Origin of the sequence: Chryseobacterium sp. JV558 (assembly GCF_033712365.1) — a bacterium.
Taxonomy (GTDB): domain Bacteria; phylum Bacteroidota; class Bacteroidia; order Flavobacteriales; family Weeksellaceae; genus Chryseobacterium.
The window spans coordinates 126,113-151,676 of the sequence record NZ_WJHU01000001.1 but is presented as its reverse complement, the minus strand read 5'-3'; the positions used below and the strand labels follow the sequence as shown (position 1 = coordinate 151,676).

At 36.4% G+C, this 25,564-nt stretch carries 29 protein-coding genes; 9 read left to right on the top strand and 20 right to left on the bottom strand.

Annotation, left to right across the window (positions count from 1 at the left end):
* Positions 1–354 precede the first annotated feature (354 nt).
* From GFU89_RS00745 to GFU89_RS00725, 5 genes are all read left to right on the top strand, one after another.
* On the top strand, positions 355–1,074 hold the full coding sequence (locus GFU89_RS00745; RefSeq protein ID WP_318845307.1) for an ATP-binding protein: 720 nt from the start codon (positions 355–357) through the stop codon (positions 1,072–1,074).
* Positions 1,071–1,820 (top strand): YggS family pyridoxal phosphate-dependent enzyme, encoded by a 750-nt coding sequence (locus GFU89_RS00740; RefSeq protein ID WP_318845306.1) that lies wholly within the window; start codon positions 1,071–1,073, stop codon positions 1,818–1,820. The genes GFU89_RS00745 and GFU89_RS00740 overlap by 4 nt, the downstream gene beginning before the upstream one ends.
* Positions 1,821–2,690: 870 nt before the next feature.
* Positions 2,691–3,302, top strand: a complete 612-nt coding sequence (locus GFU89_RS00735) for an REP-associated tyrosine transposase (RefSeq protein ID WP_318845305.1) — start codon at positions 2,691–2,693, stop codon at positions 3,300–3,302.
* Positions 3,295–3,501 (top strand): hypothetical protein, encoded by a 207-nt coding sequence (locus GFU89_RS00730; protein ID WP_318845304.1) that lies wholly within the window; start codon positions 3,295–3,297, stop codon positions 3,499–3,501. Before GFU89_RS00735 ends, GFU89_RS00730 begins: the two co-directional genes overlap by 8 nt.
* Positions 3,502–3,661: 160 nt before the next feature.
* Complete coding sequence (locus GFU89_RS00725) at positions 3,662–4,174, top strand: hypothetical protein (protein WP_318845303.1); 513 nt, start codon at positions 3,662–3,664, stop codon at positions 4,172–4,174.
* Positions 4,175–4,321: 147 nt separating this feature from the next.
* Here the strand turns inward: GFU89_RS00725 and gcvP are convergent, their stop codons facing one another.
* Together gcvP and GFU89_RS00715 are read right to left on the bottom strand one after the other, a co-directional pair.
* Complete coding sequence (gene gcvP, locus GFU89_RS00720; RefSeq protein ID WP_318845302.1) at positions 4,322–7,180, bottom strand: aminomethyl-transferring glycine dehydrogenase; 2,859 nt, start codon at positions 7,178–7,180, stop codon at positions 4,322–4,324.
* 638 nt (positions 7,181–7,818) lie between these two features.
* Positions 7,819–8,466, bottom strand: coding sequence for a J domain-containing protein (locus GFU89_RS00715; RefSeq protein WP_318845301.1), 648 nt, complete (start codon positions 8,464–8,466; stop codon positions 7,819–7,821).
* A gap of 358 nt (positions 8,467–8,824) precedes the next feature.
* On the opposite strand from GFU89_RS00715, the gene GFU89_RS00710 reads away from it, so the two are divergent.
* The 4 genes from GFU89_RS00710 (at position 8,825) to GFU89_RS00695 (ending at position 12,799) form a co-directional block, all read left to right on the top strand.
* A complete protein-coding gene (locus GFU89_RS00710) occupies positions 8,825–9,799 on the top strand; it encodes a D-2-hydroxyacid dehydrogenase family protein (protein ID WP_318845300.1) in 975 nt (324 codons plus the stop codon).
* A gap of 36 nt (positions 9,800–9,835) precedes the next feature.
* Positions 9,836–10,915: an alpha/beta hydrolase gene (locus tag GFU89_RS00705; RefSeq protein WP_318845299.1), complete on the top strand. Its 1,080-nt coding sequence runs from the start codon at positions 9,836–9,838 to the stop codon at positions 10,913–10,915.
* Between the two features lie 30 nt (positions 10,916–10,945).
* The gene (locus GFU89_RS00700; RefSeq protein WP_318845298.1) at positions 10,946–11,833 is read left to right on the top strand and encodes a helix-turn-helix domain-containing protein; all 888 of its coding nucleotides are present in this window, start codon (positions 10,946–10,948) and stop codon (positions 11,831–11,833) included.
* Positions 11,834–12,004: 171 nt separating this feature from the next.
* The gene (locus GFU89_RS00695) at positions 12,005–12,799 is read left to right on the top strand and encodes a hypothetical protein (RefSeq protein WP_318845297.1); all 795 of its coding nucleotides are present in this window, start codon (positions 12,005–12,007) and stop codon (positions 12,797–12,799) included.
* A gap of 166 nt (positions 12,800–12,965) precedes the next feature.
* On the opposite strand, the gene GFU89_RS00690 is transcribed toward GFU89_RS00695, so the two are convergent.
* The 18 genes from GFU89_RS00690 to GFU89_RS00605 all read right to left on the bottom strand — a co-directional run bounded on the left by GFU89_RS00690 (position 12,966) and on the right by GFU89_RS00605 (position 25,311).
* Positions 12,966–13,223: a hypothetical protein gene (locus tag GFU89_RS00690; protein WP_047385468.1), complete on the bottom strand. Its 258-nt coding sequence runs from the start codon at positions 13,221–13,223 to the stop codon at positions 12,966–12,968.
* A gap of 91 nt (positions 13,224–13,314) precedes the next feature.
* A complete protein-coding gene (locus GFU89_RS00685) occupies positions 13,315–13,647 on the bottom strand; it encodes a hypothetical protein (RefSeq protein ID WP_142718198.1) in 333 nt (110 codons plus the stop codon).
* 11 nt (positions 13,648–13,658) lie between these two features.
* Positions 13,659–14,213 (bottom strand): RNA polymerase sigma factor, encoded by a 555-nt coding sequence (locus GFU89_RS00680; RefSeq protein ID WP_223601627.1) that lies wholly within the window; start codon positions 14,211–14,213, stop codon positions 13,659–13,661.
* A gap of 487 nt (positions 14,214–14,700) precedes the next feature.
* Positions 14,701–16,704 (bottom strand): S9 family peptidase, encoded by a 2,004-nt coding sequence (locus GFU89_RS00675; protein WP_318845296.1) that lies wholly within the window; start codon positions 16,702–16,704, stop codon positions 14,701–14,703.
* A gap of 154 nt (positions 16,705–16,858) precedes the next feature.
* Positions 16,859–17,317, bottom strand: a complete 459-nt coding sequence (locus tag GFU89_RS00670) for a hypothetical protein (protein WP_318845295.1) — start codon at positions 17,315–17,317, stop codon at positions 16,859–16,861.
* A 90-nt stretch (positions 17,318–17,407) separates the two neighbouring features.
* Positions 17,408–17,866, bottom strand: a complete 459-nt coding sequence (locus GFU89_RS00665; RefSeq protein ID WP_318845294.1) for an SRPBCC domain-containing protein — start codon at positions 17,864–17,866, stop codon at positions 17,408–17,410.
* A 69-nt stretch (positions 17,867–17,935) separates the two neighbouring features.
* Positions 17,936–18,364, bottom strand: a complete 429-nt coding sequence (locus GFU89_RS00660) for an SRPBCC domain-containing protein (RefSeq protein WP_318845293.1) — start codon at positions 18,362–18,364, stop codon at positions 17,936–17,938.
* A 130-nt stretch (positions 18,365–18,494) separates the two neighbouring features.
* Positions 18,495–19,328 carry an SDR family oxidoreductase gene (locus tag GFU89_RS00655; protein ID WP_318845292.1) on the bottom strand — a complete coding sequence of 278 codons (834 nt, stop codon included), beginning with the start codon at positions 19,326–19,328 and terminating at the stop codon, positions 18,495–18,497.
* A 47-nt stretch (positions 19,329–19,375) separates the two neighbouring features.
* Positions 19,376–20,242 (bottom strand): VOC family protein, encoded by an 867-nt coding sequence (locus GFU89_RS00650; protein WP_318845291.1) that lies wholly within the window; start codon positions 20,240–20,242, stop codon positions 19,376–19,378.
* A 166-nt stretch (positions 20,243–20,408) separates the two neighbouring features.
* The gene (locus tag GFU89_RS00645; RefSeq protein ID WP_318845290.1) at positions 20,409–20,648 is read right to left on the bottom strand and encodes a hypothetical protein; all 240 of its coding nucleotides are present in this window, start codon (positions 20,646–20,648) and stop codon (positions 20,409–20,411) included.
* Positions 20,649–20,683: 35 nt separating this feature from the next.
* Positions 20,684–21,097, bottom strand: a complete 414-nt coding sequence (locus tag GFU89_RS00640) for an SRPBCC family protein (protein WP_318845289.1) — start codon at positions 21,095–21,097, stop codon at positions 20,684–20,686.
* 80 nt (positions 21,098–21,177) lie between these two features.
* Positions 21,178–21,609 (bottom strand): VOC family protein, encoded by a 432-nt coding sequence (locus GFU89_RS00635; protein WP_318845288.1) that lies wholly within the window; start codon positions 21,607–21,609, stop codon positions 21,178–21,180.
* A 155-nt stretch (positions 21,610–21,764) separates the two neighbouring features.
* Positions 21,765–22,541 (bottom strand): alpha/beta hydrolase, encoded by a 777-nt coding sequence (locus tag GFU89_RS00630; protein ID WP_318845287.1) that lies wholly within the window; start codon positions 22,539–22,541, stop codon positions 21,765–21,767.
* A gap of 2 nt (positions 22,542–22,543) precedes the next feature.
* Complete coding sequence (locus GFU89_RS00625; RefSeq protein ID WP_318845286.1) at positions 22,544–23,044, bottom strand: DinB family protein; 501 nt, start codon at positions 23,042–23,044, stop codon at positions 22,544–22,546.
* A gap of 203 nt (positions 23,045–23,247) precedes the next feature.
* On the bottom strand, positions 23,248–23,709 hold the full coding sequence (locus GFU89_RS00620) for a hypothetical protein (protein WP_318845285.1): 462 nt from the start codon (positions 23,707–23,709) through the stop codon (positions 23,248–23,250).
* A gap of 19 nt (positions 23,710–23,728) precedes the next feature.
* Entirely contained in the window at positions 23,729–24,139 is a 411-nt protein-coding gene (locus GFU89_RS00615; RefSeq protein WP_318845284.1) for a VOC family protein, read from the bottom strand.
* A gap of 97 nt (positions 24,140–24,236) precedes the next feature.
* Positions 24,237–24,644, bottom strand: coding sequence for a VOC family protein (locus tag GFU89_RS00610; RefSeq protein ID WP_318845283.1), 408 nt, complete (start codon positions 24,642–24,644; stop codon positions 24,237–24,239).
* A 76-nt stretch (positions 24,645–24,720) separates the two neighbouring features.
* The gene (locus GFU89_RS00605; protein WP_318845282.1) at positions 24,721–25,311 is read right to left on the bottom strand and encodes a Crp/Fnr family transcriptional regulator; all 591 of its coding nucleotides are present in this window, start codon (positions 25,309–25,311) and stop codon (positions 24,721–24,723) included.
* Positions 25,312–25,564 lie beyond the last annotated feature (253 nt).

The window sequence follows — 25,564 nt, the reverse complement described above, 5'->3', positions numbered from 1 at the left end:
TACTAATTATATTGTTTTATGTTTTTAGTCTGAGAGATCGGATTGCTCTTTTACTCATTGGGTAAAAGGGCCCAAAAACATAAACAGCAAGATCTTAGTTTCATAACAAATTTTAATATCCAAATGAAAAAGCCGTTCGTAAGTCCGGCTTTTCTTTTTGTTTTAAATACCTATTAACTAAGAGATTAAATTATTTTATGCTGCAAACTCCAAAGCTATTTTCAGATTTTTTTTCATTCACAACCAATCATTTTTCGCCCCATGCTGGCCTAGCTGCTTATTATTATTCAGGATTTCTTCCGGCATTTAATAAAGCTTTATCTTTGTTTATTCAATAATCATTTTATTATCATCATGAGTCTGTACAATCTTATTATCCAGGATAAAGAACAAGTAAACCTTAATGAAGTATTTCTCGATAAACACAACAAGGATCATCTTGTGCAGCTTATCAAGGAACACAACTATATTAAAGAACTGCAGGAATACGGTCTTCCGGTTAATAATAAGATTTTACTACAGGGAAGTTCCGGATGTGGAAAAACAATGACTGCAAAGGCTGTCGCGAATGCTTTAGGAAAAAACATTATGATCCTTAATCTGAGTAACATTGTTTCATCACGTATTGGCGAAACTTCCCAGAATATTAAAATGATCTTTGATAAGGCTGCAAGGGAAAGATCTGTACTTTTTCTTGATGAGCTGGATCAAATTGGAAAAGCGAGAGGCAGCGATGATAAGGATGTAGGAGAAATGAGAAGACTTGTGAATACTCTGATTCAATTGATTGATTATTATCCTGAACATTCACTTTTACTTTGTGCGACCAATCATCCTGAAATTATTGATACGGCTCTGCTAAGACGTTTTCAGCTGAAGATCAATTACAAAATGCCTTCCGCTGAAGTCCTGAATATCTACTACGACCAATTGTTAGGTCAATTCCCTGAAGACATGAGAACGGTTGAAAGAAAGTACTCTGTTTCTTTTGCTGAAGCTAAAGATTATGCTTTAACTGCGGTAAAAGCTGCGTTAATAAAAAAACTGGAAGCCAAAGAAACCATCCCATCATGAAAGAAGACATCTTCCACAATCTCACCATCATCAATAACCGGATAAAAACTGCCTGTGAACAATCCGGAAGAAATATTGATGAAGTTAAATTACTACTGGCCACCAAAACAGTTTCCGCAGATCGAATCAAAACTGCTTTGGAACATGGACAAACCTTAATTGCGGAAAACAAGGTACAGGAATTGAAGGAGAAGTACGATGATTTAAAAAATATACCTCATGACAATCATTTTATAGGACATCTTCAGACCAATAAAATCAAAGATATTCTGAAATATGACGTTACCTGCGTTCAGTCTCTGGATCGTCTGGAACTGGCCGAAAAACTCCACCTAAGGCTTTTGAACGAAAACAAAACGATGGATGTTTTAATTCAGGTAAATACCTCTAATGAAGAAAGTAAATTCGGCGTTGATCCCAACAAGGCAATTGAACTTACCCAAAAGGTTTCTGGCTTCTCTACATTAAAAATAAAAGGCTTGATGACTATTGGCCTTTTCAATGCCGAAACAGAAAAAATAAGAGCTTGTTTTAAAATTCTGAAAAACCTTCAGAAGGAAATCATCCATGAAAATATCCCGAATGTGGAAATGAAAGAACTCTCCATGGGAATGAGCGGAGATTTAGAAACGGCCATTGAAGAAGGAGCCACTATTGTACGGGTAGGAACCGCTGTTTTTGGAAAGAGAATCTACCCGGACAGTTATTATTGGAACGAGGGAGATGTTAAAAATAAAGAAGAATAAATTCAGAACAACAACTATGTTTTCATTCCACTATACATTTGAACGGGAAATAAAAAACGGAAAATCCTTAGCAAACGTTATTGATGCTGTAAAAAACTCATTTATAGAAAGAGAAATAGATCATATCAATATTGAGAACAATATCATAACGGGAAAAAACAGCCTGATAAAACTAGATTTCTCCAACCGATCTCCTCTTGTGATATCTCCCGGCAAGGAATACTTCATCTATAATGAAAATACAAGGATTTTAACTTACAAGATAGAATCTTTTTATCCTGTCTTTTTTAATTTGATATACGCTGTTATTCTTTTCTTAATTTTGCACTTCCTGGTGGGTCATATGATTATAGAGCTTTTCATCCCAACCCTATTTTTTATTCTTATCACCTGTGTCAGCTATTTTCAATATCAATCGGCAATTGATAAGATTTCCAAAAATCTAAATAAAAGACCTTAAAAACAGCTTAGTCTTAGTCTACAAATCCGGTATACTTTTTGCTATAAAACTTTAAGAACCAAACAAATACATTGTATGACAAAAAAATTACTCTCGGGCTGTCTATTTATAGCAGTATTATTCTTTTTTTCATGTGAAAAAGAAAACACACAGATGAAAAGTGGAATCTCCATTGAAACTATTTCAATTATAACCTGCGTCACTATGGGCGTAGCTATTTTGCTTGCCTATAGCTTTAAAAGAAGGTAAAGGAATATGACAGAAAACAATAGAACACCTCTCAGTTTTGGGAGGTGATTTTTTTTTCAAGATTTTTTTTACTAAGCTCCGCAAAGTCTCCTGACTTTGAGGCAAATAAAAATCTAAACAATATATATACTTCTATTAATTATCTTTGATAAAAACCAAATATGAAAGAAGGATATATCATAAGAGATCAGAACAGACCTCACTTTTTAACTTGTACCATTATTGAATGGATAGATATTTTTACCAGAAAAACATATCGAAATACTATTATAGAATGTTTAGAATTCTGCATTAAAAACAAAGGAATGACCCTGTATGGTTATGTCATCATGAGTAACCATTTACATTTTATTGTACAGGCAAAGGATGGGAAACTTTCAGATCTAATCAGAGATTTTAAAAAATTTACAGCGAAACAAATATTAGAAAAAATACAGACAGAACCGGAAAGCCGAAAAGATTGGATTTTAGAACGATTGACCAAAGCTACTGAAACTCATTCAAGAAATAAGAATTTTCAAGTTTGGCAATACGGAAATCATGCTGAGGAAATTTTCAGCTTAAAATTCCTATGGGATAAATTAAACTACATACACCTGAACCCAGTTCGTGCCGGGATTGTTTCAAAGGCAAATCACTACATTTATTCTTCAGCAACTAATTACTCTGATGGCGCAGGAATAATCGATTCAATTGAAATTGCAGAAAACCTAGTGATTAACACAAATAGAAGTTCTGAATTTTCGAAATATAACAATTATGATAATGAATAATTTACTCAAAGTCAGGAGACTTTGCGTAGCTTGTGGATTCTGGTATGACAACACAACAATAGATGGAAAGGAGATTAATTATTCTATTGATAATCCTTTCAAAAAAATTCCTGTAGAATATATTTTTCTTTATGATCAAAAAACTGGGCACTTTAAGGCAAAAGAAGATTATGCGGAGAAATATAAACTACTAGAATAATAAGACCTTTATCATTTGTAATAATATGTACTCAGTTCTAACCATGCAGCCTGTTTCCCAAATATTTCAATAGAATTTGCTTACTTTTACAAAAATGTAATAAAGTCAAACATTTCAAAAATGAAACGTTTTACATTTTAAAATTCTTCCATTTGTATATATGATCAAAACCAATAACCAAAACTACCTTCTGCTAGCCCTCCTGCTGATTCCAAATTTTCTTTTAGCCAATGCAGGTTCCCCAATGATTTGGTTTAGCTTTTTACATCTGATCTGGATCAATTTTATAATCGGAACATTTGAAAGTAAACTTCTTTTAGAAAAATTCAATCTACAGAACAGAAAATGGCTCATTATTGCGGCCAACTATATTTCTATGTTTGCAGGATATTACTTCATTGCGCCTCATTTCTCTTTCATCAACGGATATCCAGACTTCTGGGGTATGAAATCAAGGGTAGGACAATATGAACTGGGAGGTTTTTTTATTGGGTTTCTATACAGTTTTGGAGCTACTCTGGTTATTGAATTTCCTTTTTACTGGCTTTCACTGAAAACGAAACTGAGTGGCTGGAAATTAATAAAACCATTTTTTCTGGTCAATCTCATTACTAATGTGATCATGCTTGCCATTTATTTTGCGATTGTTGCTTTTACAGCAAAATGGAGCTAATGGTAAAAAGAACTTCGATTATAAATTCTGAACAAAAAAATTCACAGAAACAACAGTGAGATTGCTTCGCTTTGCTCGCAATGACTGACAAAAAACAAAAATCCCTCTCATTACTGAAAGGGATTTTTTATAGTTAAAAAACTGAGATTACATATAAGCTTCAATCGGCTCACAAGTACATACCAAGTTTCTGTCTCCGTAAGCTTCATCTACTCTTGCTACAGTAGCGAAGAATTTGTGGTCTCTTACCCACTCTAATGGATAAGCTGCCTTTTCTCTGCTGTATGGCTTATCCCAAGAATCAGAGATTACCAATTGTTCTGTGTGAGGAGCGTTTTTCAATACGTTGTTAGCAGCATCTGCTTCTCCGTTAGCAATCTCATCGATTTCTTTTTTGATAGAGATCAATGCTTCAGCGAAACGGTCAATTTCAGACTTGCTTTCAGATTCTGTAGGCTCAATCATCAAAGTACCTGCAACCGGGAAAGAAACGGTAGGAGCATGGAAACCATAGTCCATCAATCTCTTCGCCACATCAGCCACTTCAATTCCTAAAGATTTGAACTGACGGAAATCTACGATACATTCGTGAGCTACTCTTCCGTTTTCGTTAGAATATAAGATTGGGAAATGTTCTGCTAAAATTTCTTTCAGGTAATTAGCATTCATGATAGCGTGACCTGTAGCCTTTTTAAGACCTTCAGTTCCCAGCATCTTGATGTAAGAATAAGAAATATTAAGGATCAATCCTGAACCATAAGGTGCAGCAGAAATACCTTCAATTGCTTCTTTAGAACCGATTCTGATATTTGCGTTAGAAGGAAGGAAAGGTACTAAGTGTTTAGCAACACAGATTGGACCTACTCCAGGACCTCCACCTCCGTGAGGAATGGCAAAAGTTTTGTGAAGGTTAAGGTGGCAAACGTCAGCTCCGATATTTCCAGGACTTGTAAATCCTACCTGAGCGTTCATATTTGCACCGTCCATATATACTTGTCCTCCGTGCTCGTGGATAAGGTTGGTAATTTCTTTAATGTTAGCATCAAAGAATCCGTAAGTTGAAGGATAAGTGATCATTACAGCAGATAAGTTTGCTGAATGAAGTTCTGTTTTAGCTTTAAGATCTTCGAAGTCGATTTCCCCGTTTTCAAGGTTTTTCACTACTACGATTTTCATCCCTGCCATTGCAGCAGAAGCTGGGTTGGTTCCGTGTGCAGACTGAGGGATCAATACTACATTTCTGTGGTGGTCTCCTCTTGAGATATGGTACTCTCTGATTACCATTAATCCTGCATATTCTCCCTGAGCTCCAGAATTCGGCTGAAGAGAAGTTCCTGCAAAACCTGTAATTTCTGCTAAGTCTTTCTCTAGTTCACGAATCATTTCCTGGTAACCTTCAGCCTGATTTACAGGTACAAATGGGTGAACTGCACCCCAGTTTTCCCAAGAAAGCGGTAACATTTGAGTTGCTGCATTCAGTTTCATCGTACAAGATCCTAAAGAAATCATTGAATGAGTCAATGATAAATCTTTTCTCTCAAGACGCTTGATGTAACGCATCAATTCTGTTTCCGTATGGTATTTGTTGAATACTGATTCCGTAAGAATTTCGTCTTTTCTTAAGTTTTCGTCAGGAATGCTGTATCCTTCTTTTATTTCTAATTTGAAAGTCTGCTTGTCTTTAAACTGAGCGAAAGAAGCCATCAAATCGTTTAATTTCTCTAATGTTGTACTTTCGTTGATCGCAACACTTACCACACCTTCTGTGAAGTAGTTAAGGTTAAGTCTGTGATCTAACATCAGTCTTACCAGTTTTGCTTTCTCTTCTTCAGACATTGTTATTTTCACTGTATCGAAGATAGGCTCTTCTACAGTCTGATATCCTAATGCTTTAAGACCATTTTTCAAAGCATTTGCTTTAAAGTGGATCTGATCTGCGATATAGTTTAATCCTTTTGGACCGTGATAAACAGCATACATTCCCGCCATTACTGCCAAAAGAACCTGAGCTGTACAAATGTTTGAAGTAGCTTTTTCTCTTTTGATGTGCTGCTCTCTTGTCTGCAATGCCATTCTCAATGCACGTTTTCCGTACATATCCTGAGAAACCCCGATGATTCTTCCCGGAATATCTCTTTTATAGTCTTCTCTACAAGCAAAGAAAGCTGCGTGAGGACCTCCGTATCCTAATGGAATACCAAATCTCTGTGTAGTTCCTACTGCACAGTCAGCTCCCATTTCTGCCGGAGACTTTAGTTTAACCAAAGCCATCGGATCACAAGCAACAGCTACCTGAAGATCAATCTTTTTGTATTCTACGATATCTTCTGTGTAATCAAGAACGATTCCGTTTTTACCAGGATATTGTAATAAAACACCATAATAAGAACCATCAAACTGGTGCGTTTTATGATCTCCTACTACAACTTCTATTTCCAGTCCTTCAGCTTTTGTTTTTAGAACAGAAACTGTTTGAGGAAGTACAAGGTCAGAAATAAAGAATTTATTAGCTCCTGCTTTTTTCTGGTCTTTCGTTCTGTTGTTAAAGAACATATGCATTGCTTCAGCAGCAGCAGTAGATTCATCCAGCAAAGATGCATTAGCTAATGCAAAACCTGTAAGATCACATACTACAGTCTGGAAATTAAGAAGAGCTTCAAGCCTTCCCTGTGCAATTTCTGCCTGATACGGAGTATAGGCTGTATACCAGCTAGGATTTTCAAAAATATTTCTCTGGATTGCTGAAGGCAAAAGAGTGTTATGGTATCCAAAACCGATATAACTCGTATAATCTGTATTTTTAGATGCCAATTCTTTTGAGTGGTTCAACATTTCGTATTCAGAAAGTGGTTCCGAGATCTCAAGATCTTTCTCTAAACGGATAGAAGATGGAATGGTCTGAGAAATTAACTCTTCAATACTAGAAACGCCAAGTTTCTCCAACATCGCCTGTTTATCGGCTTCATTAAGGGAAATGTGACGGCTCACAAACTGTTCTGTATTCATTTTTATTTATTAGATTTTGTTTGTAAAAAGATGTGTAAAATTACAATTTTTTGAATGATTGTACAAGAGCATATCGGAGGTGATAAATCACAAAATTATTTGTGATTTTTATCACAATTTGTTTTTAATAAACTTTTAACAAGGTTTACACTTGTTCCAACAAACACTACCTTTATTCCATGCATAATATGTAATAAAACAATCAATTTACATTCAATAAAATACTGGCATCTTGTTTAAAACAATGTGAATTATTCACTAATTTCTGTCTTACCTGTTAAACTTATCTTTAAAACATTCTACTATCATTAGTTTTATTCAAAATGTAAACTTAAACCCAATTGAAGGAGAAATTAAGAACGATCCGGACATCAATTTTACGTCAGATAATCCATCAGAAAGCAGGCAATATCTGCTATAGATCAGGTTTAAAGAATTTTATGAAATTTTATTAATTATATTTATTCTAAATTAATATATTTGCAACATGAATATGATTGTCCCATTTAAAGTTCCGCCTTTGGCACCTTACTCATTAAATAACGAAGAGATGTTCTGTGAAAAGAAATCGTGTTGTAAAAAGTTCAAGAAAGGAAAAAGATGCAAAAAATGTCCGGGAAGAAAGAAAATGGCTTAGGTTAGGCTAGCGTTTTTATCAAAAAGTATAGGGCAATTGCCAGTACTATAATTCCCCAAAACAGCATTATAATTTTAGGCTGTCCATACCTGTTCATCACCGTTCTGGGTTGTGGCTTAAACATTTCTTCTACTGAATTTTTGAATTTCTCAGTATCATTTTCAAAAACTTCCGTAATGGTAATTCCCTGAACAACGGTTTTGTGCAAAAGAGAATTCGTTGCATGAAGCAGAAGCTGGAATTTTCCATCTTTAAATTCTGTGATCTTAAAGATCCTCTCTCCATACGGCTTTTCTAACCCGAAAGGCAATACTTTCACCACATCGGCATTACTCGTCTGCCAATTGATGATAATCTCCTCACCTTTTTTTGCATGAATTTTATTCGCTGTAAAAGTTTTGATCGCAGGTGGAATATTATACCTGAAACTTTTTTGATGATTTTCTAAATTCTGATCATAAGCACGTCTTCTGACAGGATCACTCAATGTCTCATAAGCTTCCAGAATTTCGCGAAAACGGTCAGCAAAAAAATCGTCATTGTCATTTTTATCGGGATGATATTTTAAAGACAGTTTTCTATAGGCTTTTTTGACGTCTTCTTCCGAAGCATCCTGTGATATACCGAGAAAATAGTAGTAGTCTTTCATTGAGAAATACAAAAATAAGGATTTATTTTTCTTTGTGTCTGATATTTATTACAAAAATTTAACTGGTAAAAAGCTGGTAGGAAAGACAAAAAGCTGGTATTAGAAATTTCAGATAAAGCAGATAAAGTTACAGATCTCCAGCAATAGATTTCCCACCCACTTCGCAACAAGATTTAAGTTTCCGTAAAATCCAATTATTGGTAGATTGTGTCCATTTATTTGCTTGTTTTTATCATTTAGCTTTGCATAAAAAGCCGAAAAGGCAACTCAACCTTTTAAAATGACCTCACCTTTCAGCTATTTTATACAATACAAACTGTGGAATAGTTTTTGAATCTTAACAACAATATCTTAAGTAATGAAAATTGTCATTCTAGACGACTATCAGCACGTCATCGAATCCTTAAAATGTTTTGAAATCTTAAAAGATCAAGATGTTCAAATTGTACACAACACAGAAAAAGATGCAGAAAAACTGGCCGCGTCCATTTCTGATGCTGAAATTCTTGTACTTACCCGAGAGCGTACAGCTATTACAGACAGACTTTTAAATCAACTCCCCAACCTCAGACTCATTAGTCAGACAGGTAAAATATCCAGCCATCTGGATTTGGCTGCATGCACAGAACATCATGTTGCCGTAGCCGAGGGTATAGGTTCTCCCATTGCCCCCGCAGAGCTTACCTGGGCATTATTAATGAATACCGTACGTAAAATACCACAAGCTATTGAAGGGATGAAAAACGGCAGCTGGCAAACAAATATAGGTTCCACAGTGTATGGTAAAACCATAGGCATCTGGGGCTATGGAAAAATTGGCCAGCGGATCGCCCAATACGCAAAGGCATTTGGAGCCAGCGTTCTGGTATGGGGAAGCGAGGCTTCCAGACAAAAAGCAGTGGCAGATGGATTTGAAAAAGCTGACACCAAAGAGGATTTCTTTACAACAGCAGACATCATTACTTTACATCTTCGCCTCACCAAAGATACTTTGGAGATTGTAAAAGAAACCGACCTGTCCTTAATGAAAGATAATGCTGTCCTGATCAATACAGCCCGTGCAGAACTGATTGAAAAAGGTGCTTTAGAGCATGTTTTATCACAAGGACAAAACATTCTGGCAGGCATAGATGTGTATGAAGAAGAGCCAATTTATGATAAAGATTTCAAACTGCTACAATACAATAATGTAATATGTACACCCCATTTGGGATATGTAGAACAAAATGGGTATGAACTCTATTTCTCAAAAGCATTTGAAAATGTGATTAATTATATCAACGGAACCCCCAGTCATATTGCCAATCCACAGGTTTTGAATAACAACAGATAGCATTCCGCTACAATACCAGCTAAAAACTTAATAGTCATGATAAGATTTGTTTTTCTTTTTTTGTTCATCAGCATGTATTCTTCAGCCCAAAGTCAGGATGATTACAAAGAAGCCAGAAGAATTATTGCTGATATGGATAGCATTGTTACACCCAACGGTATTCAGGAAAGCTTTTTCGCAGACATCGGAGGTATAAAACAATGGGTTAATGTAAGAGGAAAAGACAAAAACAACCCCATCATTATTTTTATACATGGCGGTCCTGCATCTCCCCTCAGTGCTGTAAGCTGGACGTATCAAAGAGCTTTGGAAGAATACTTCACTGTGGTCAACTATGACCAGCGCGGAGCCGGAAAAACCTATCTGGCCAATGATACTTTAGCATTAGGTAAAACTATGCATATTGATACATTTGTTGATGACGCCTTGGAAATTACCCGATTGATCACTAAAAAATACAAACAGCAAAAAGTGTTTCTGGCGGGTCATAGCTGGGGAACAATTATCGGTTTAAAAGCCTCAGTTAAAGCACCACAATTATACCATGCCTATATTGGTATCGGGCAGATTATTACTATGCCGGAGAATGAAAAACTCAGCTATGAATATGGATTGAAAACGGCCCGCGAAAACAACAACACAGTCGCTCTGAAAGAATTGCAGTCTATCTATCCGTATCCAGGGAACCAGCCCGTTACAAGATCGCGTATTATCATTGCAAGAAAATGGCCGCAATATTACGGTGGATTAAGTGCTTATAGAAATAATAGTTTCTACTATTTTAATGCGCCTTTACTTTATCCGGAATATACAATGAATGATGCAGAAGCTGTCGGGGCCGGCAGCTTATTTACGCTTGAAAAGGTAATGGATGAGTTTTTGAATTTCGATTTTTCCAAGGTTAAAAATTTTCCCATTCCTGTCTTTATGTTTTTGGGAAGGCATGATTATACTACCCCCACTTTACCTGTAGTCAATTGGATGAAAGAACTGAAAGCCCCGATGAAAAAAAATATCTGGTTTGAACATTCAGCACATCTTATTCCTGCAGAAGAACCTGGAAAAATGTTATTAACTTTCGTAAACGAAATAAGACCTCTGCATCTAAAAAAATAAATGCTTTAAAAGGTCCTAAAAGCACAGTGAATGAAGGCAAAAAAAAGCATAACGGTATATAACGAAAAGCAAAGCTTTAAGAACACTCCTATCAGCAACTTTTATATATCCTATTATAAAGATAGAGTCAGACAGATCAATAGGATCGACAATCACCGCCATACGTATTACGAGGTTATTTGGGTAAAGGATGGCAAAGGCCTGCATACCATTGATTTTAAAGATTATCAGTTTTGCGGTTCCTGCCTCTTCCTTTTACATCCGAAAAACGTTCACAGAATTTATAAAGAAACCCCAGCCAGCGGTGGTGTGATAAAATTCAATGATCATTTTTTTGTAAACGACAATGTTCATTCCAAGTTTTTATTGCAATACGGTGTTTTTGATGATATAGATGTTCTTCCTGTGATTCATCTGAATACCGAAGAACAGCAGACTATTAATGATTTTTTTGAGATAATGAGTAAGGAAGCATTCCATCACAATGCCTTTACACCTCCTATTCTGCTCAATTTACTTAAGTCGTTTCTGCTGAAAGTATATCAGATTAAGAAAAACCAATGTGCTATTAACGATATTTCAGACCATCGTTTTGTGAAATTCAGACAGTTTCAGGAATTACTGGAAGCATATTTAACAGAGCATCATAATGCAGGTTTCTACGCAGAAAAATTACAAATCAGTACCAAAACACTCTCCAATTACTGCAAGCTTATAAGCAGTAAAACAGCACAGGACCTGATTAAAGAAAGGCTTATCCTCGAGGCAAAACGAATGCTGATCTATTCTGAACTCTCCGTTAAAGAAGTCGCTTACCACCTGGGGTTTAACGACTATGCCTATTTCACCCGATTTTTCACCGTAAATGTATCACTTACCCCTACCGATTTTAAAAAAGCAAAAACAGAGTTTCTTTAAAGTCCAATAAATACAGCAGATTATCCATTTCTTATCTCTTCATTTCTGTTCAACTTTATCCTTGTAAAAATAAAGACAAAAGGAATGGACAGATTACTATTTCTAAAAAACACGAGCATAGTGATAACAACAGCAATACTGTCTCCACTCATTAATCTCAAAAGTAATAATATGGTACAGACAAAAAAAATATGCACAGCCTGCGGCACACAATTCCCTATCAGTTATACAGATCATCTATGCGCCATATGCATGGAGGAACGACAGTATGTACCGGCAGCCGGACAGGAATGGACTTCCCACGACATCCTCTTAAAAACACATGCCACAGAGATTAAACAACTCAATGACAAGCTTTATGAAATCTGCATTACCCCAAAATTTGCAATCGGACAAAGAGCTTTTCTGCTTATTTCGGAACACGGCAATATTCTTTGGGACTGTATTCCTCTGCTGGACGAAAATGTCATTGATTTTATCCGGTCAAAAGGAGGCTTAAAGGCCATCGCTTTTTCGCATCCTCATTATTACAGCAATATGAACGATTGGGCAGACCTTTTCCGATGTCCTGTTTACATTCATAAAAATGACGAGCCATACATTAGTGAAAAAGGAAACAATATTTTGCTGTGGGAAGAAAATGAATTACCATTATGGGATGGGATGTGCCTGATCAATATTGGCGGTCATTTTGCAGGCAGCACCATCCTGCTGCATACCACGATGTCTGAAAAAGGAACAGTGCTTTGCGGTGACACTTTTTATCTTTCCCCCAGCATGAAGCATTTTGCCGTCATGTACAGCTATCCCAATAGAATTCCTTTACCTTTGAAAGAGATAAAGAGAATTAAAGAACAGGTAAAAAACATCAATTTTGATTCTGTATACGGATTTTATCCTTATCAGAATCTGCCCCATAATGCCAAAGAGATTTTGATGGACTCCCTTGAGCGGTATTTGCAATAAATAATGACCAAAATCCTTTCAAACAATAGTAGTGTGAGTTTTTTCCTGCTGTCTGGTAAAATTATTATATTTCCTTTCTGACAATAAGTCTTATTGTTAAAATTCCGGCGCGGGAAGCTCTGCTTCCCGCGCCGGAATTTTAACAATTTTAATTTAGTCTTACGTATTATGCTTCGCAGGTATTATCCTTTTTGCAGCATCTTGAATGGAATTCTTTTTTGAATTTCCCTTTCAGTTCCTGATAGTCTTCATCATTCATTTCTCTGATCTTATCTGCCAGTCCGAAAGGTGATTTTTCCTTGATTCCGTACTCATCAAAAATACCTTTGATAAATCTTTTTCTTTGTATTGCTTTTTTAGCGATTAAGGCTACACCTACAACAGCTAATGCTCCCAGAGCTCCTTTTAATGCTGAATTTTTCATTTTTTCAAAATTTTAAATTTTACTACTTCTTGTTTTTTATAGAGACGAATGAATTTTAATTTTACTTTACTACTTCTTTAAAATTTTCAAATTATTCGTTGTTTCTGTTGAAGAATCCGCCTGAACATTTATTTCTCCAAACTTCTTTGAATTTCTCTCTTTCTTCAGGAGACCAGCCTTCCATTTTTTCTCTCATTTTTCTTTCCTTAAAGTCTTTCATTCCTTTACCGAAATGGAAACCACCGAAAAGAATTTTACTTAGGATCAGGATTCCCATGGCCTGCCAGAATGTAATGGCTTTTACTCCTAAAATCTCCGGGAGAAGGCAATTCCAAAGCAGCATTACAATCCATGTAACAGCAGCTAAAATTAATGGCGGGCATAACAATAAAAAAATCCAACCCTTTTTGTGTTTATAATTCATAATTTCTTTTTCTAACTTTTTAAATCTTCGTACAATTTTCTCAATCTGTTTCTCAAATGCTTCACAGCATAGTTTTTTCTACTGATGATAGTTTTGATGTTTTCTCCCTGTTCATCGGCAATCTCCTGGAGTGTTTTGTCGTTTAGTTCGTTTTCTACGTAGACCAGTCGTTGTTTTTCTGGAAGTTCATCAAGGGCTTCAAACAGTTTTTTCCAGATCTCATCCTGAAACATCTTCACCTCAGGACCGGCGCTGTCATCCATCAACAGGATATCCTTGATAGAAAAACTGCCGTCTTCATCCTCATATACGAAATCTTCAAGATTTTCTGTTTTCTTTTTGCGGTAACGGTCTGTAATTTTATTTGCCGTTACCCTATACAGCCACCCACCAACATTTACGATCTCCGAAATATTCGTAAGGCTACTGAACTGATACCACACTTCCTGCAGAATATCTTCCGCATCCTCCGTGTTTTTCACTTTCGGACGAATATAGGACATCAGCTTCCCTCCGTAGTTGGAAACGGTCTGTGAGATGATGCTTTCTTTCTCCTTCTGTGGCATTGTTATTTTTTCGACAACCTCCATATTGCTATGACGGCCAGCCTTTTGGTTTTACTTTAATAAATTTAAAATATTTTTCTTACAATTCAATTTTTCTTTTATCCATCAACATTTTTATCTTCTCAATTATTACAAAATTACTCATTGCTTATTACTCATTATTCATTTCTTTAGGAGCTTATTCCCGCTATCCGCTCATACTCCTCACACCAAACTCCCCTACAACCTCACCCTCCGACTCTCCCACTCATGCTCCGGGGTAACCGCTGCTATCGGGGCTAGGAGGATCAATGAAGAATGATAATGACCTTTTTATCCATTCTCAATTTCTAACTTCATTTGAGATTCCTACGGAATGACACAATTGTAATGATAGTTTATCCATACAGCTTGTCATTCCGTAGGAATCTAAACATTCATCTAGGCATAATAACAAAAAAGAAACGGAAGACATAAGCCTTCCGTTTCCATATTATAAAATTACTAGTTACTTATTAAAATTTTCTGCAAAGAATCCTAACATTAATTTATAAAGCTCAATTCTGTTCGGTTCTTTTCCAAATCCATGTCCTTCATCGTATTTTACAAGGTAAGGCACTTCAAAACCTTTAGCACGCATAGCTTTTACGATCTGATCAGATTCATTGAGGTTCACCCTTGGGTCATTAGCTCCCTGAACCACAAACAATGGCTTTTTGATCTTATCAATCTGATACACTGGAGAAACTTCCTTCGCAATTTTAGCTTCTTCAGGATTATCCAGGTCATACCAGATTTGTTTTACCATTTCTTTATAAGGTTTCCAGTATTCCGGGAACGAATCAAAGAAAGTAAAGATGTTGGATACTCCTACATAATCTACCCCGCAAGTATACAGATCAGGAGTTTTAATCAAGCCCATCAGCGTGGCATATCCACCATGGCTTCCTCCATAAATGGCTACTTTATCCTTATCTGCCCATCCCTGGCTGATGGCATATTTTACACCGTCTTCCACATCATCCATGGCTTTTCTTCCGATCTGTTTGTAACCTGCTTTCTGGAATGATTTTCCATAACCTCCAGAAATCCTAAAATTGACTTGAAGTGTGGCATATCCTCTACTTGCAAACAACTGTGCTTCCGGATTGAATCCCCAGCTGTCTCTGATTCTCTGCGGGCCACCGTGAGGATTCACAATCATTGGAACTTTTTTACCTTCCATCGCTGCTTTAGGCAATGTGATATATCCATAAATGGTCATTCCATCTCTGCTTTTAAATTCGATAGGTCTCATTTCAGCCATATCTTCTTCTTTCAGCTGAGGCATCAGGTTGTAGAGTAGCTTGGTCTGCTTGGTTTTGGTATCGTATTCATAATAAGTTCCGTAGAGCTTATCACTTCCTACAACCACCAGAAGTTTATCATTATTATCATCAGAAGAAGCAATTCCAAATTCCTTGTCTCCAAACTGAGATTTTAATTTATCATGTATTTCTTTATAAAATTTACTTACCGGAACTGTTTCTCCTTTTGTCCCTTCATAGCTAATAAAATCAAGCTCATAATTTCTATTTTTACCTGCTGTACTTATTGAACTTACATCATATACCGGATTGGAATAAATTTCTTTAATCACAGCATTTTTTTTCAGATCGTAGAGTACAATTCTCGCTTTATCACTATCAAGATTCGTTACTACGTACGCTTCGTCTTTATTTTTAGAATTTTCATTAAACTCTATAATACTAAAGGTATCAGACCAGTCTGCAGATTTGATCAGGTTGAATTTTCCTGTCTGCAGATCTTTATAATAGGTTTTTGTTGTCAATCCGTTTTCAAGAACGCTATACCCTCTCAGATTCCCATCTTTATCAAAAAGATAGTCGTCGATAGGGCTGTTGACATCTTTATTTTCGTACAGCTGAGTCATTTCCCCTGTAACGAAATTGATTTTAAAAGGTTCAAAGATCTGCTTGTTGTTTTTATTCATGGTAACCACAACGAAATCAGTATCTTTTACAGGAATAATAGCTTGCACTTTTACACCGTCAAATGGCGTTAAATCCTTTTGATTGCTTCCATCTGTATCGGTAGCATAAAGGTGAATATTTTCATTTCCTCCTCTATCCTGCGTATAGAAAAGACGTTTTTTGTTCAGCCAGCCATAGCCTTTGATCAGATCATCTTTTTCAACGATGGCCTTAGTGATCTTTCCTGTACTCAGGTCTTTAACGTATACATGATTTTTTTTATCCTGATCTTTTTCTTTATAGGAAAGATATTTCCCGTCAGGAGAGATTTTAAATCCGGAAGCTTTTGGTCTTGCAAAGTAATCTTCAACTTTGTATTTAAAGCTTCCTTTATCATAAGAAATAAGTTTCTCAAGATTAGCCTTGGAAGATGGCAAGGTAGAATCTCCCGGCAGTTTGGCCGTAGAACTTTGTGCTTTGATCATCATAGTAGATAGTATAATAATGGCTGTACTTAAAATTTTGTGATTTAGATTCATAACTTCTGTTTTTAAGGTTAAAGTTATAGAAAGCACTTATTTTCAAAACAATAAAAAAAATGCATTTATACAATAGGACACACTACACCCCTAAAATGTTACATTATTTTATCAATTATATGAAAAAGACAGCCTCACTGACTGTCTCTTTTATTTAGTGTAAGTATATTCCGAAATACCAGGTCCAGACTATTAAAATAATCTGCATGGGAATTCTTTGCCTGTAAAGGTATTTCATTCCCGGACCGGTGTAATCTGCTTTAAAAATATTAATCCTTTTCCTGGAAGAGTTAATATTGGCAATAAAAACCAATACATAAAAAATGATGAGTAGCATCGCAGTAGTCTCACGAACAGCCGGAATCATAAGCCCAACTCCCGCAGCAATTTCCAGGACTCCTGTAAGGTATACCCAAAAAATTCTGGCAGGGATAAACTCCGGAATCATCATGGCCATCCCTTTTTGGAATTTAAAATGGGCAAAGCCTGTAAATATAATAAATACAGCCATTCCCAGGTTTCCTGAAAATATAAAATCCGGCTTTCCCAGAAACAAAAAAGTTCCAAGCAAAGCCAGAATAAATGTTGCGAAAAGTATTACGAGTAGTTTCATTTTTTTAGGTGGTAGATATTAGGTTGCAGGTAGCAGGGATTAGGATCAAGATAGAAATTATAAACTCTAAATTTTTAATTTTAAACTTCATCACACTGAATCAAGGCTTACTCCTTCTGCAAGGCTTTTCACGACCATCAGACCTTTTGTAAAGCCTGTATTCATGTGATCTTCCCATTGTTTTTCAACCTGAACTTCGGCATGAAGTTTTGTTTTTCCTCCAAAGTCAATTAAAAAGTATTTTTCAAAACTTCCGTTCCATTCCATAACTTCTTTGCTTTGGGTGTCTTCTACTCCATTTTTGTCTACCATTCCCAGATGTTTAAAAACAATCTGATTGGGCTCCTCCAGGCTGTCTATGGTTGAAACCATTCCTTCTCCCTGAGCATTCAAAAAATAGGTTTTCCCACCTACCTTCCAATCGGATTTCATGATAGATCCTGCACCAAAAAATTGGGTCCATTCACTATATGTTTCAGGATTCCAGAGAATGTCCCATACTTTCTGTAGAGGAGCATCAATTAATGTTTCGTATGATAAGGTTTCCATTTTTATATTTTTTACGGTGATTTGGTTATGAATTACTTTCAATATCCGGTATATTTCAACCAGAAATGTTTAAAGCTGATTTTCTGAAAGATGTTTAACAATGTTCATCGCTTTGGGAAATTTCTCTTCAAAAAATTCTTTAAATTCTGCAGGGGTCTGAATTTCTGTTTTCAGCAGCGTTCCTTCTTCATTTTCTTCAAGAAAATAGGCTTCTGTTGCTTCCCCCCAATCCTTAGGGACTTCAATACCATTATAAATTTCTCCCAGATGCAGAAATTTTATTTCTTCATTAGGAATCACTTTTTCTACCCTGCTGTACATTCCGTTGTTTTTGGGGTCAAGAAATTTAATGATATTGTTCTCTTCGAGCGTTCCTTCATAGAAAGAACCATCTGTAAATGCCGTTGTCCATTGTCTGTAGGTAATATCTCCCCAAAGGACACTCCATACTTTTTCAGGTTCGGCATTGATTTCTATTTCATATGATAATCGTTCCATATATTTTAAGGTTTTAGGTGGTGGTTAATAGGTTGCAGGTGATTGTGTCTGAGGGTTTGAGAGTCTTAGAGTAAGAGTGTATTGATCTGTGATTTTCTAATTTCTAACTTCTGGCATCCAGCATTTCATTCTATCCTCCGACAAAATCACCTCCATTGATGTGAATGATTTCTCCCGTGATATAGCTTGCATCTTTAGACGCGAGAAAAACATAGGCAGGAGCCACTTCTGATGGCTGTCCCGCACGCTTCAGCGGAGTGTCTTTTCCAAATTTGGAAAGGTCATCAAAAGCTTCTTTCACAAGCGGAGTCCATATAGGTCCGGGTGCAATTCCGTTGACCAGAATTTCTTTTCCGGCAAGGTTATCTGCCAATGAACGGATAAAAGACAACACGGCTCCTTTTGTAGCGGCATAATCAATTAAATGATCGCTTCCGCGGTATGCTGTGACAGATGTCGTGCAGATGATTCTTCCTCCTTTTCCCATCAGCGGAAGAAAATTTCTGGTGAAAGAAATCATGGAAATGATATTGGTATCAAATGTTTCCTGAATCTGCTCATCAGAGATTTTTTCCAGACTGCTTTTGGAGGTATGAATTCCTGCATTATTCACAAGAATATCAAGTTTTTTCCACTCTTTTTTAATCTTGTCTGCGCATTGGGTTCTGAATGTTTTCCGGGTAAGATCGCCTTTTATCAGAAGGCATTTCTGTCCTTCTTTCTCAACCAGTTTTTGAGTCTCTTTGGCATCATCATCGCTTTCTTTGTAGATAACGGCGACGTCTGCTCCTTCTCTGGCAAAATGAACGGCTACAGCCTGCCCTATTCCGCTGTCTCCTCCACTAATAACGGCTTTTTTACCCTTCAGCTTCCGGCTTCCCTGATAATCGTTGCGGATAATTTCCGGAAACAGTCCTTCTTTAGGGACTTTTGACTTAGATTTTGATTTGTTCTGTGTCTTCATAAGCAAATCTTTTCTCTAAATTACATCAAACAATACGCCGAAAATATTTAAGAATGATAAGCATCTTCCAAATCCTGGATAATTATTTTCTGCATTTTCATCATAGCCTGAACTACTTTATAGGCTTTTTCCCTATCGGAATCGTTCATTAACTGAATGAGTTTTTTAGGCACAATCTGCCAGCTCAGCCCATATTTATCTTTCAGCCAGCCGCACATACTTTCTCTGCCTCCGTCTGCTGTAAGCGTGTTCCAGTAGTTATCCGTCTGCAGCTGATCGTCCGTCATTACCACCAGCGAAATTCCTTCATTGAAATCAAACTGATGATCATAAGAATTATCCATGCAGAATAGGCTGTAATTGTCTATCACAAAATGAGCATGCTGAACATTTTCAGCCGGTTCCGGGACATCGTGACCTTCACTTCCTGCCCCATAGGTCAATATATTTCCAATGCTGGAGTTGGGGAACGTTTTGGTATAGAGTTCCATTGCTTCTTTTGCTTTTCCATTGTTTCCATGGATAAACATCAAGGTAGGAATTATTTTCTGACCGCTAGCTTTTTCGCCTAAAAACAACTGCCATGTCACTCCATATTGATCCTGAACCCAGCCATATTTTTTGCTCCATGAGTAAGATCCCAGTTCCATCAAAGCCATCCCACCAACAAGTAACTGATCCCAGTACTTTTGAACCTCATCTTCCGTTTCACAGATCACCATGAAAGAGATGGAAGCATTTTTTTTGAATTGAGGGCCGCCATTCAGAAGCATCAATCTTTGTCCAAACAAATCAATATTCATTACCACAGGCGTATCTGCTGTGATCTCACCTCCAAAAACTTTACAATAAAATTCGGCAGACTGTTTGGCGTCTCCGTCATACCAGAGACATGGGAAAATATCGTTGTTCATAATTTTATATTTAAATGGATTGATTTATAATGTTTTACTTTTTTCTTAGGAATGTGTAATCTTCTGCTGATTAATTTTACAGCAAAAGAAATCTTATGTCTTTGCTTTTAAAGAGATTACTCTACTTCGTGTGCAATGACACCGTAAAATGGTTTAGTTATACTTTTTATGCTTCTTTAAAACATACCTGATTTTCTTTCATATAATTCTTCAGTTTCACCATCGTATTTTTCCCGAAACCATGCAGCTGCATAATTTCTTTCTCGGAATAATCTGAAAGTATTTCCAAAGAATTTATTTTTTCTTTTTCTAAAGCTCTTCTTGCAGGTATGGCAATAACTCCATGAAGAAATTCTTCTTTAGAGTCATAATTAAAAGCATAAATGGAATTTAAACTCTTGGACATGATAACTAAATTGATCATGGCTACAAAAAATATTGTTAATGATTCTCAACATACTTGTGGAAATTGTTAAGAATAGCATACCAGCCATCTCGCTGCATTTCCACTGAATTTTGTTTTTCCGGATCGAAAATTTCAATAACTTTCGTTGTGTTTTCATCTATTTTATCGAAAACAATTTCCACTTTCCGTCCGTCCTCCATATGATATTTGATAACCTCATGAGGAATAATTTCATCATAAACTCCTTCAAAATCGAATCCGAAACTTTTGTCTTTAGCTTCCATTCTGTTTTTGAATTTGCCTCCTACTTTCAGATCATTTTCAGAACTAGGACACTGCCAGCTTTCGTGGGCGAAATTCCATTTTGTGATATGCTTTGGCTCATTGAAATAATTCCAAACTTTTTCAACGGGTGCTAAAATTGTAATGTCTATTTTAATTGGATCCATAGTTCTAATTTTTTTATAGTTTGAATAAAGAGCTGCCCAAAAAAATGGGCACCTCTTTTTATAATTAGTTAAATATAGGATTATTTTGCGTATTCATCATTATAGTTCACCATCCAATGAACACCATATTTATCCTGAAAGCATCCGAAATAGTCTCCCCAAAACTGATCTTCAATCGGCATTTCAACATTTCCACCGTCAGAGAGTTCTTTAAAGATTCTGTCGGCCTCATTTCTGGAATCCGGGAAAACAGAAACGTAATTATTGTTTCCCACGGTAAGAGTCTGCCCAAACCCAGGTACAATGTCTGATGCCATTAAAAGGTCACCTCCAATAGGCAGTGCAATGTGCATTACCCTGTTTTTTTCTTCTTCTGAAAGGTTTTCTGTACCGGGAGCATTTCCCATTTTATGAATTCCTCCAACGAATTCACCACCGAAAACAGTTTTGTAGAAACCGAACGCTTCTTCAGCTGTTCCATCAAAATTCAGATACGGATTTAATTTAGCCATGATTTTTAATTTTAAAGTTATTATTATAAAATATAAGGTTCTATTGTTCTTCCATTAAGGATTAATTAATTGAGTATGAATAGTAAGTGCAACTACATTTAACATATTGTAAATCAGAAATATTTACTTAGCACTATTCATTATTTCCAAAGTTCTTAATGGATTATAAATTTTTCTACTTCTCTGACGGTAAAGTCTATTAAGTTGATGTCAATACTTCCGTCAAAGTCAGGCATCATATAAATACCATGCGTTGCGGGAAGTATCATTAACCGGGAGCCTTTCACCAGGCGCCACATTGCTGCTGCATGTTCCGGTTTCATGACATCCTGATCACCACTGATGAATAATGTGGGTGATTGTATGGAAGTCAGCACCTCGTCATCCCAGTCTTCAAATGTCTGCATCCTCTTGCAGTCTTTCTCGAAAAGGTTTTCCAGTTTTGAAAAATCCGGATTGAGATTTAAAAAATTAATTTTGAAAGGTTCGGGCATTGATTCAAAAGTGGCTTCCTGCATTCCTTCAAAAAAGCCGTCTATCATTCCGTTTCTTTTATAAAATGCAGAGGCAACGACCAGTTTTTCTACTATTCCTGGATGTCGATGGGCAATTTGTATCACTGTACTGCCACCATTACTGAATCCCCAAAAGGAAGCTTTTCCGATGTTTAATTCTGCTAAAAGTCCGGCAACATCATCGGCATCCTGTTCAAAGGTTTCAGGAATATCGCGGTGTTCACTGCGTCCGTGATTTTGCAGATCGATTCCTATGAGTTGGAACTTGTCCTCCAGTCTGGCAATGACTTCTTTAAAATCGTACAGGATGGAAGATCCTCCGCCATGAATCAGAACGAGTGATTTTCCGGATCCATAGATCTCGTAATATAATTGAATGCCATTGACTTTTTTATAGCCTTTTTCTACCGGATTCATTGTTAGTATTTAAGATTTTCGTCTACATCATACTTCATTCCGGGATAGTTCAGAATTCTGCGCATCAAGCCTATCTGCCCGCAGAGATAGTCTTCACGGCCAATACACATTCCAACAAAATTGAGTTTTGTTTCTTTAATAAAGGGAATATTCATTCCTATTTCAAATATCTCATCCAGTTCTTCATCTGTTACTTCATGAAGTCTTTGGTATACTTTAGCGGAAATTTTATGAAAGTTTTCCTTCAGTTCAGTTAAAGTGGGATATTTAAAGCTTTCATCCAGTGCTTTTCCCTGGAAAAATAAGTCACTGTAAGGGTCTTCTTCCTGTATTCCAAGCACCCAGCCTAAGCCATAGCGCATGTTGACAAAATTCCCTGCCATCCATATGATATGGTTGGTTTTATTTTCAATTCTTTTCAATGCATCTTCTTCCGATATACCTTCCAAAACATTCATAAAGCTTTGGGAGTGCATTCTGTAAGCCGGAATAATGATTTCCATTTTTTTTGATTTTGGTGTGTCCATTTTAATTTTATATTAGAAGGTTGAAGAGTTAAGAGTTAAGAGAAACGCAAAGGCGCAAAGTATTTTACAAACTGTGCATTTTTAAGGCGCAAGGATTTATCTTCGATAAAATTGTACTCTTCTAAAAATAGTATGGAAAACTGCGACAGTTCATTTGTCATTCCGAGCAAGCAAGGAATCTATTTTATGGCGCCCGGTTTTCCTAAGATTCTGCGGAGATATCCTAATTGCCCACTGTGGTAAATTTCATGAAGGCTTAAGGTTGAAATATCTTTAACCATTTCCGGTTTAAAGCTGTCAAGTGTATCTAGTTTTGCTTCCAGCCTGTCCTGAGATTGTTTCAAATAGGATTTTAAATCTTCGAAGTTGATTAATTCATCTTTGTGATCTAAAGCAATTTCACCTCTGTTATAAAATGAAAATTTTTCGCTGTCCCAAACGGATTCTTCTCCAAGAATATTCAGTAAGGGATTTCTGATGTAGATCAAATGTCCAAGAATCCAGTTCATACAATTGGCTTCACCATTGGGAAAAATCATAGATTCTTCATGGGAAATGCCATCGATATTTGAAGTAATCACATAATAAGTACTGGCTACCTGATTTTTTATGATTTCTATATCGTTTGATTGTGTTTCCATAGGGTGTGTATTTAATAAGTTATTCCGCAGGCATCTGAGATACGTCTCCATGCATCACTTCCCACTGATGGCCGTTGATATCAGCAAAGCTGCTTTGATACATCCACCCGTAATCTACGGGCTCGCCATATTTTGAACCTCCGTTTCCGATGGCTGTTTTTACCATCTGGTCTACTTCTTCCCGGCTGTTTACCCCAATGGCAAGAAGTACCTGTGTAGTATCTCCTTTCGCAAAAGGTCTGTTCGTAAAGGTCTGAAAGAAATCTTCTTTGAGAAACATGGTATAAATATGATTTTCTTTCATTACCACGCATATTGCCTTATCGTTTGAAAACTGTTCATTGATAGAAAAGCCAAGATCTGTCCAGAATTCTCTGGTTTTTTGTACGTCTTTTACGGGTAAATTGACGTATATATCGTTAATGTTCATTTTGTAATTTTTAGTGGTGTATTGTATTCAAAGTTACCAAGGTATGGTAAGAATGTGCTTGCCATAAGACAAGATTTAATTTTTATCGGGATATAAGCTATTCTGCCGGCATTTGCGACATATCAGCAAACGTCATGTTCCAGCCATGTCCGTCCAGATCCCAGAAAGAGTTCTGATACATCCATCCGTAATCCTGAGGTTCTTCATGCTGCCATGCTCCGTTTTCTACAGCGGTATTCACTATTTTATCTACATCTTCACGGCTGTCCAAACCTACGGCTACAAGAACCTGACTGGTATTTTCTTTGGCAACAGGCTTATTGGTGAAGGTCATAAAATAATCTTCCTGCAGAAACATAACATAGATGGTATCATTCAAAGCAACACAGGCTGCTTTATCATCAGAGAATTGTTCATTAATCGAAAAACCAACCTTAGTCCAGAATTCTTTTGTTTTCTGTACATCTTTTACCGGAAGGTTCACATAAATTTGATTGACTTTCATTTTTGTAATTTTAGTGTTAATCTGTTATCCAAAATTACCAAGGTGCAATGAAAATCAACTTGTCATAGGGCAAGATTTAATTTTTCTTAGGATGGGAAACTATTTCTTTGCGAATACGGCTCAAAGAAGTGTCTGTAACTCCAAGATAGGAAGCTATCTGCTTCAATGGTGCAAATTGTATGACTTTAGATTTCTGCTCCAGCAGATTAAGGTATCTTTTGGTTGCTGAAAGCGTGAACATTTCTACGGAGCGCTGTTTGTAAGCAAAAAGTTCCTGAGACATCCATGATCTTCCCCATTCTCTAAGGTTTGGAATTTTATGGAATAATTCCTGAAAGGTATCATAATCCATCCTCAAGCATTCACAATCTGTAATACAAACGATATTTTCCTGAGAGGGAACCCGCTGAAACATTGACAAAACCTCAATAATGACTTCATTTTCTACGAAAAAGTGAGTGGTTACTTCATTTCCGTTGAAATCATTAACATAGGAACGCGCCAATCCGCTTTCAAGAATATAATATTCATTGGCTGTTTTTCCTTCCTCAAGAATGAAATCTCCTTTTTGGAAAGATGTTTTCTCATGAGCCTGAAATATCTCATCCAGTTCCTCACGGAAAAAAAAGGGAAAGTCGTAGCAGATTTCTAAGGCTTTATTGGTCATTGGTGTCTATTTTTTCAGACTTTAAAAATAAAATTTTTAATTGAATTAAGAGCAAAAAACATTAAACAAAGAATATAATACTTTTATAAAAAAGCATATACCACATTGAGATTAAAGGTATTTTGAAACTAACAGCTTTTAAACACTCATTTAACCACCCGTCAAAAAAATCTTTGAATTTTCGCTACCCCTCCAGAGGATGGGAATGAGTATTTGCCGATGATAGTGATTGTAAAGTTTTTTAAAGAAATAT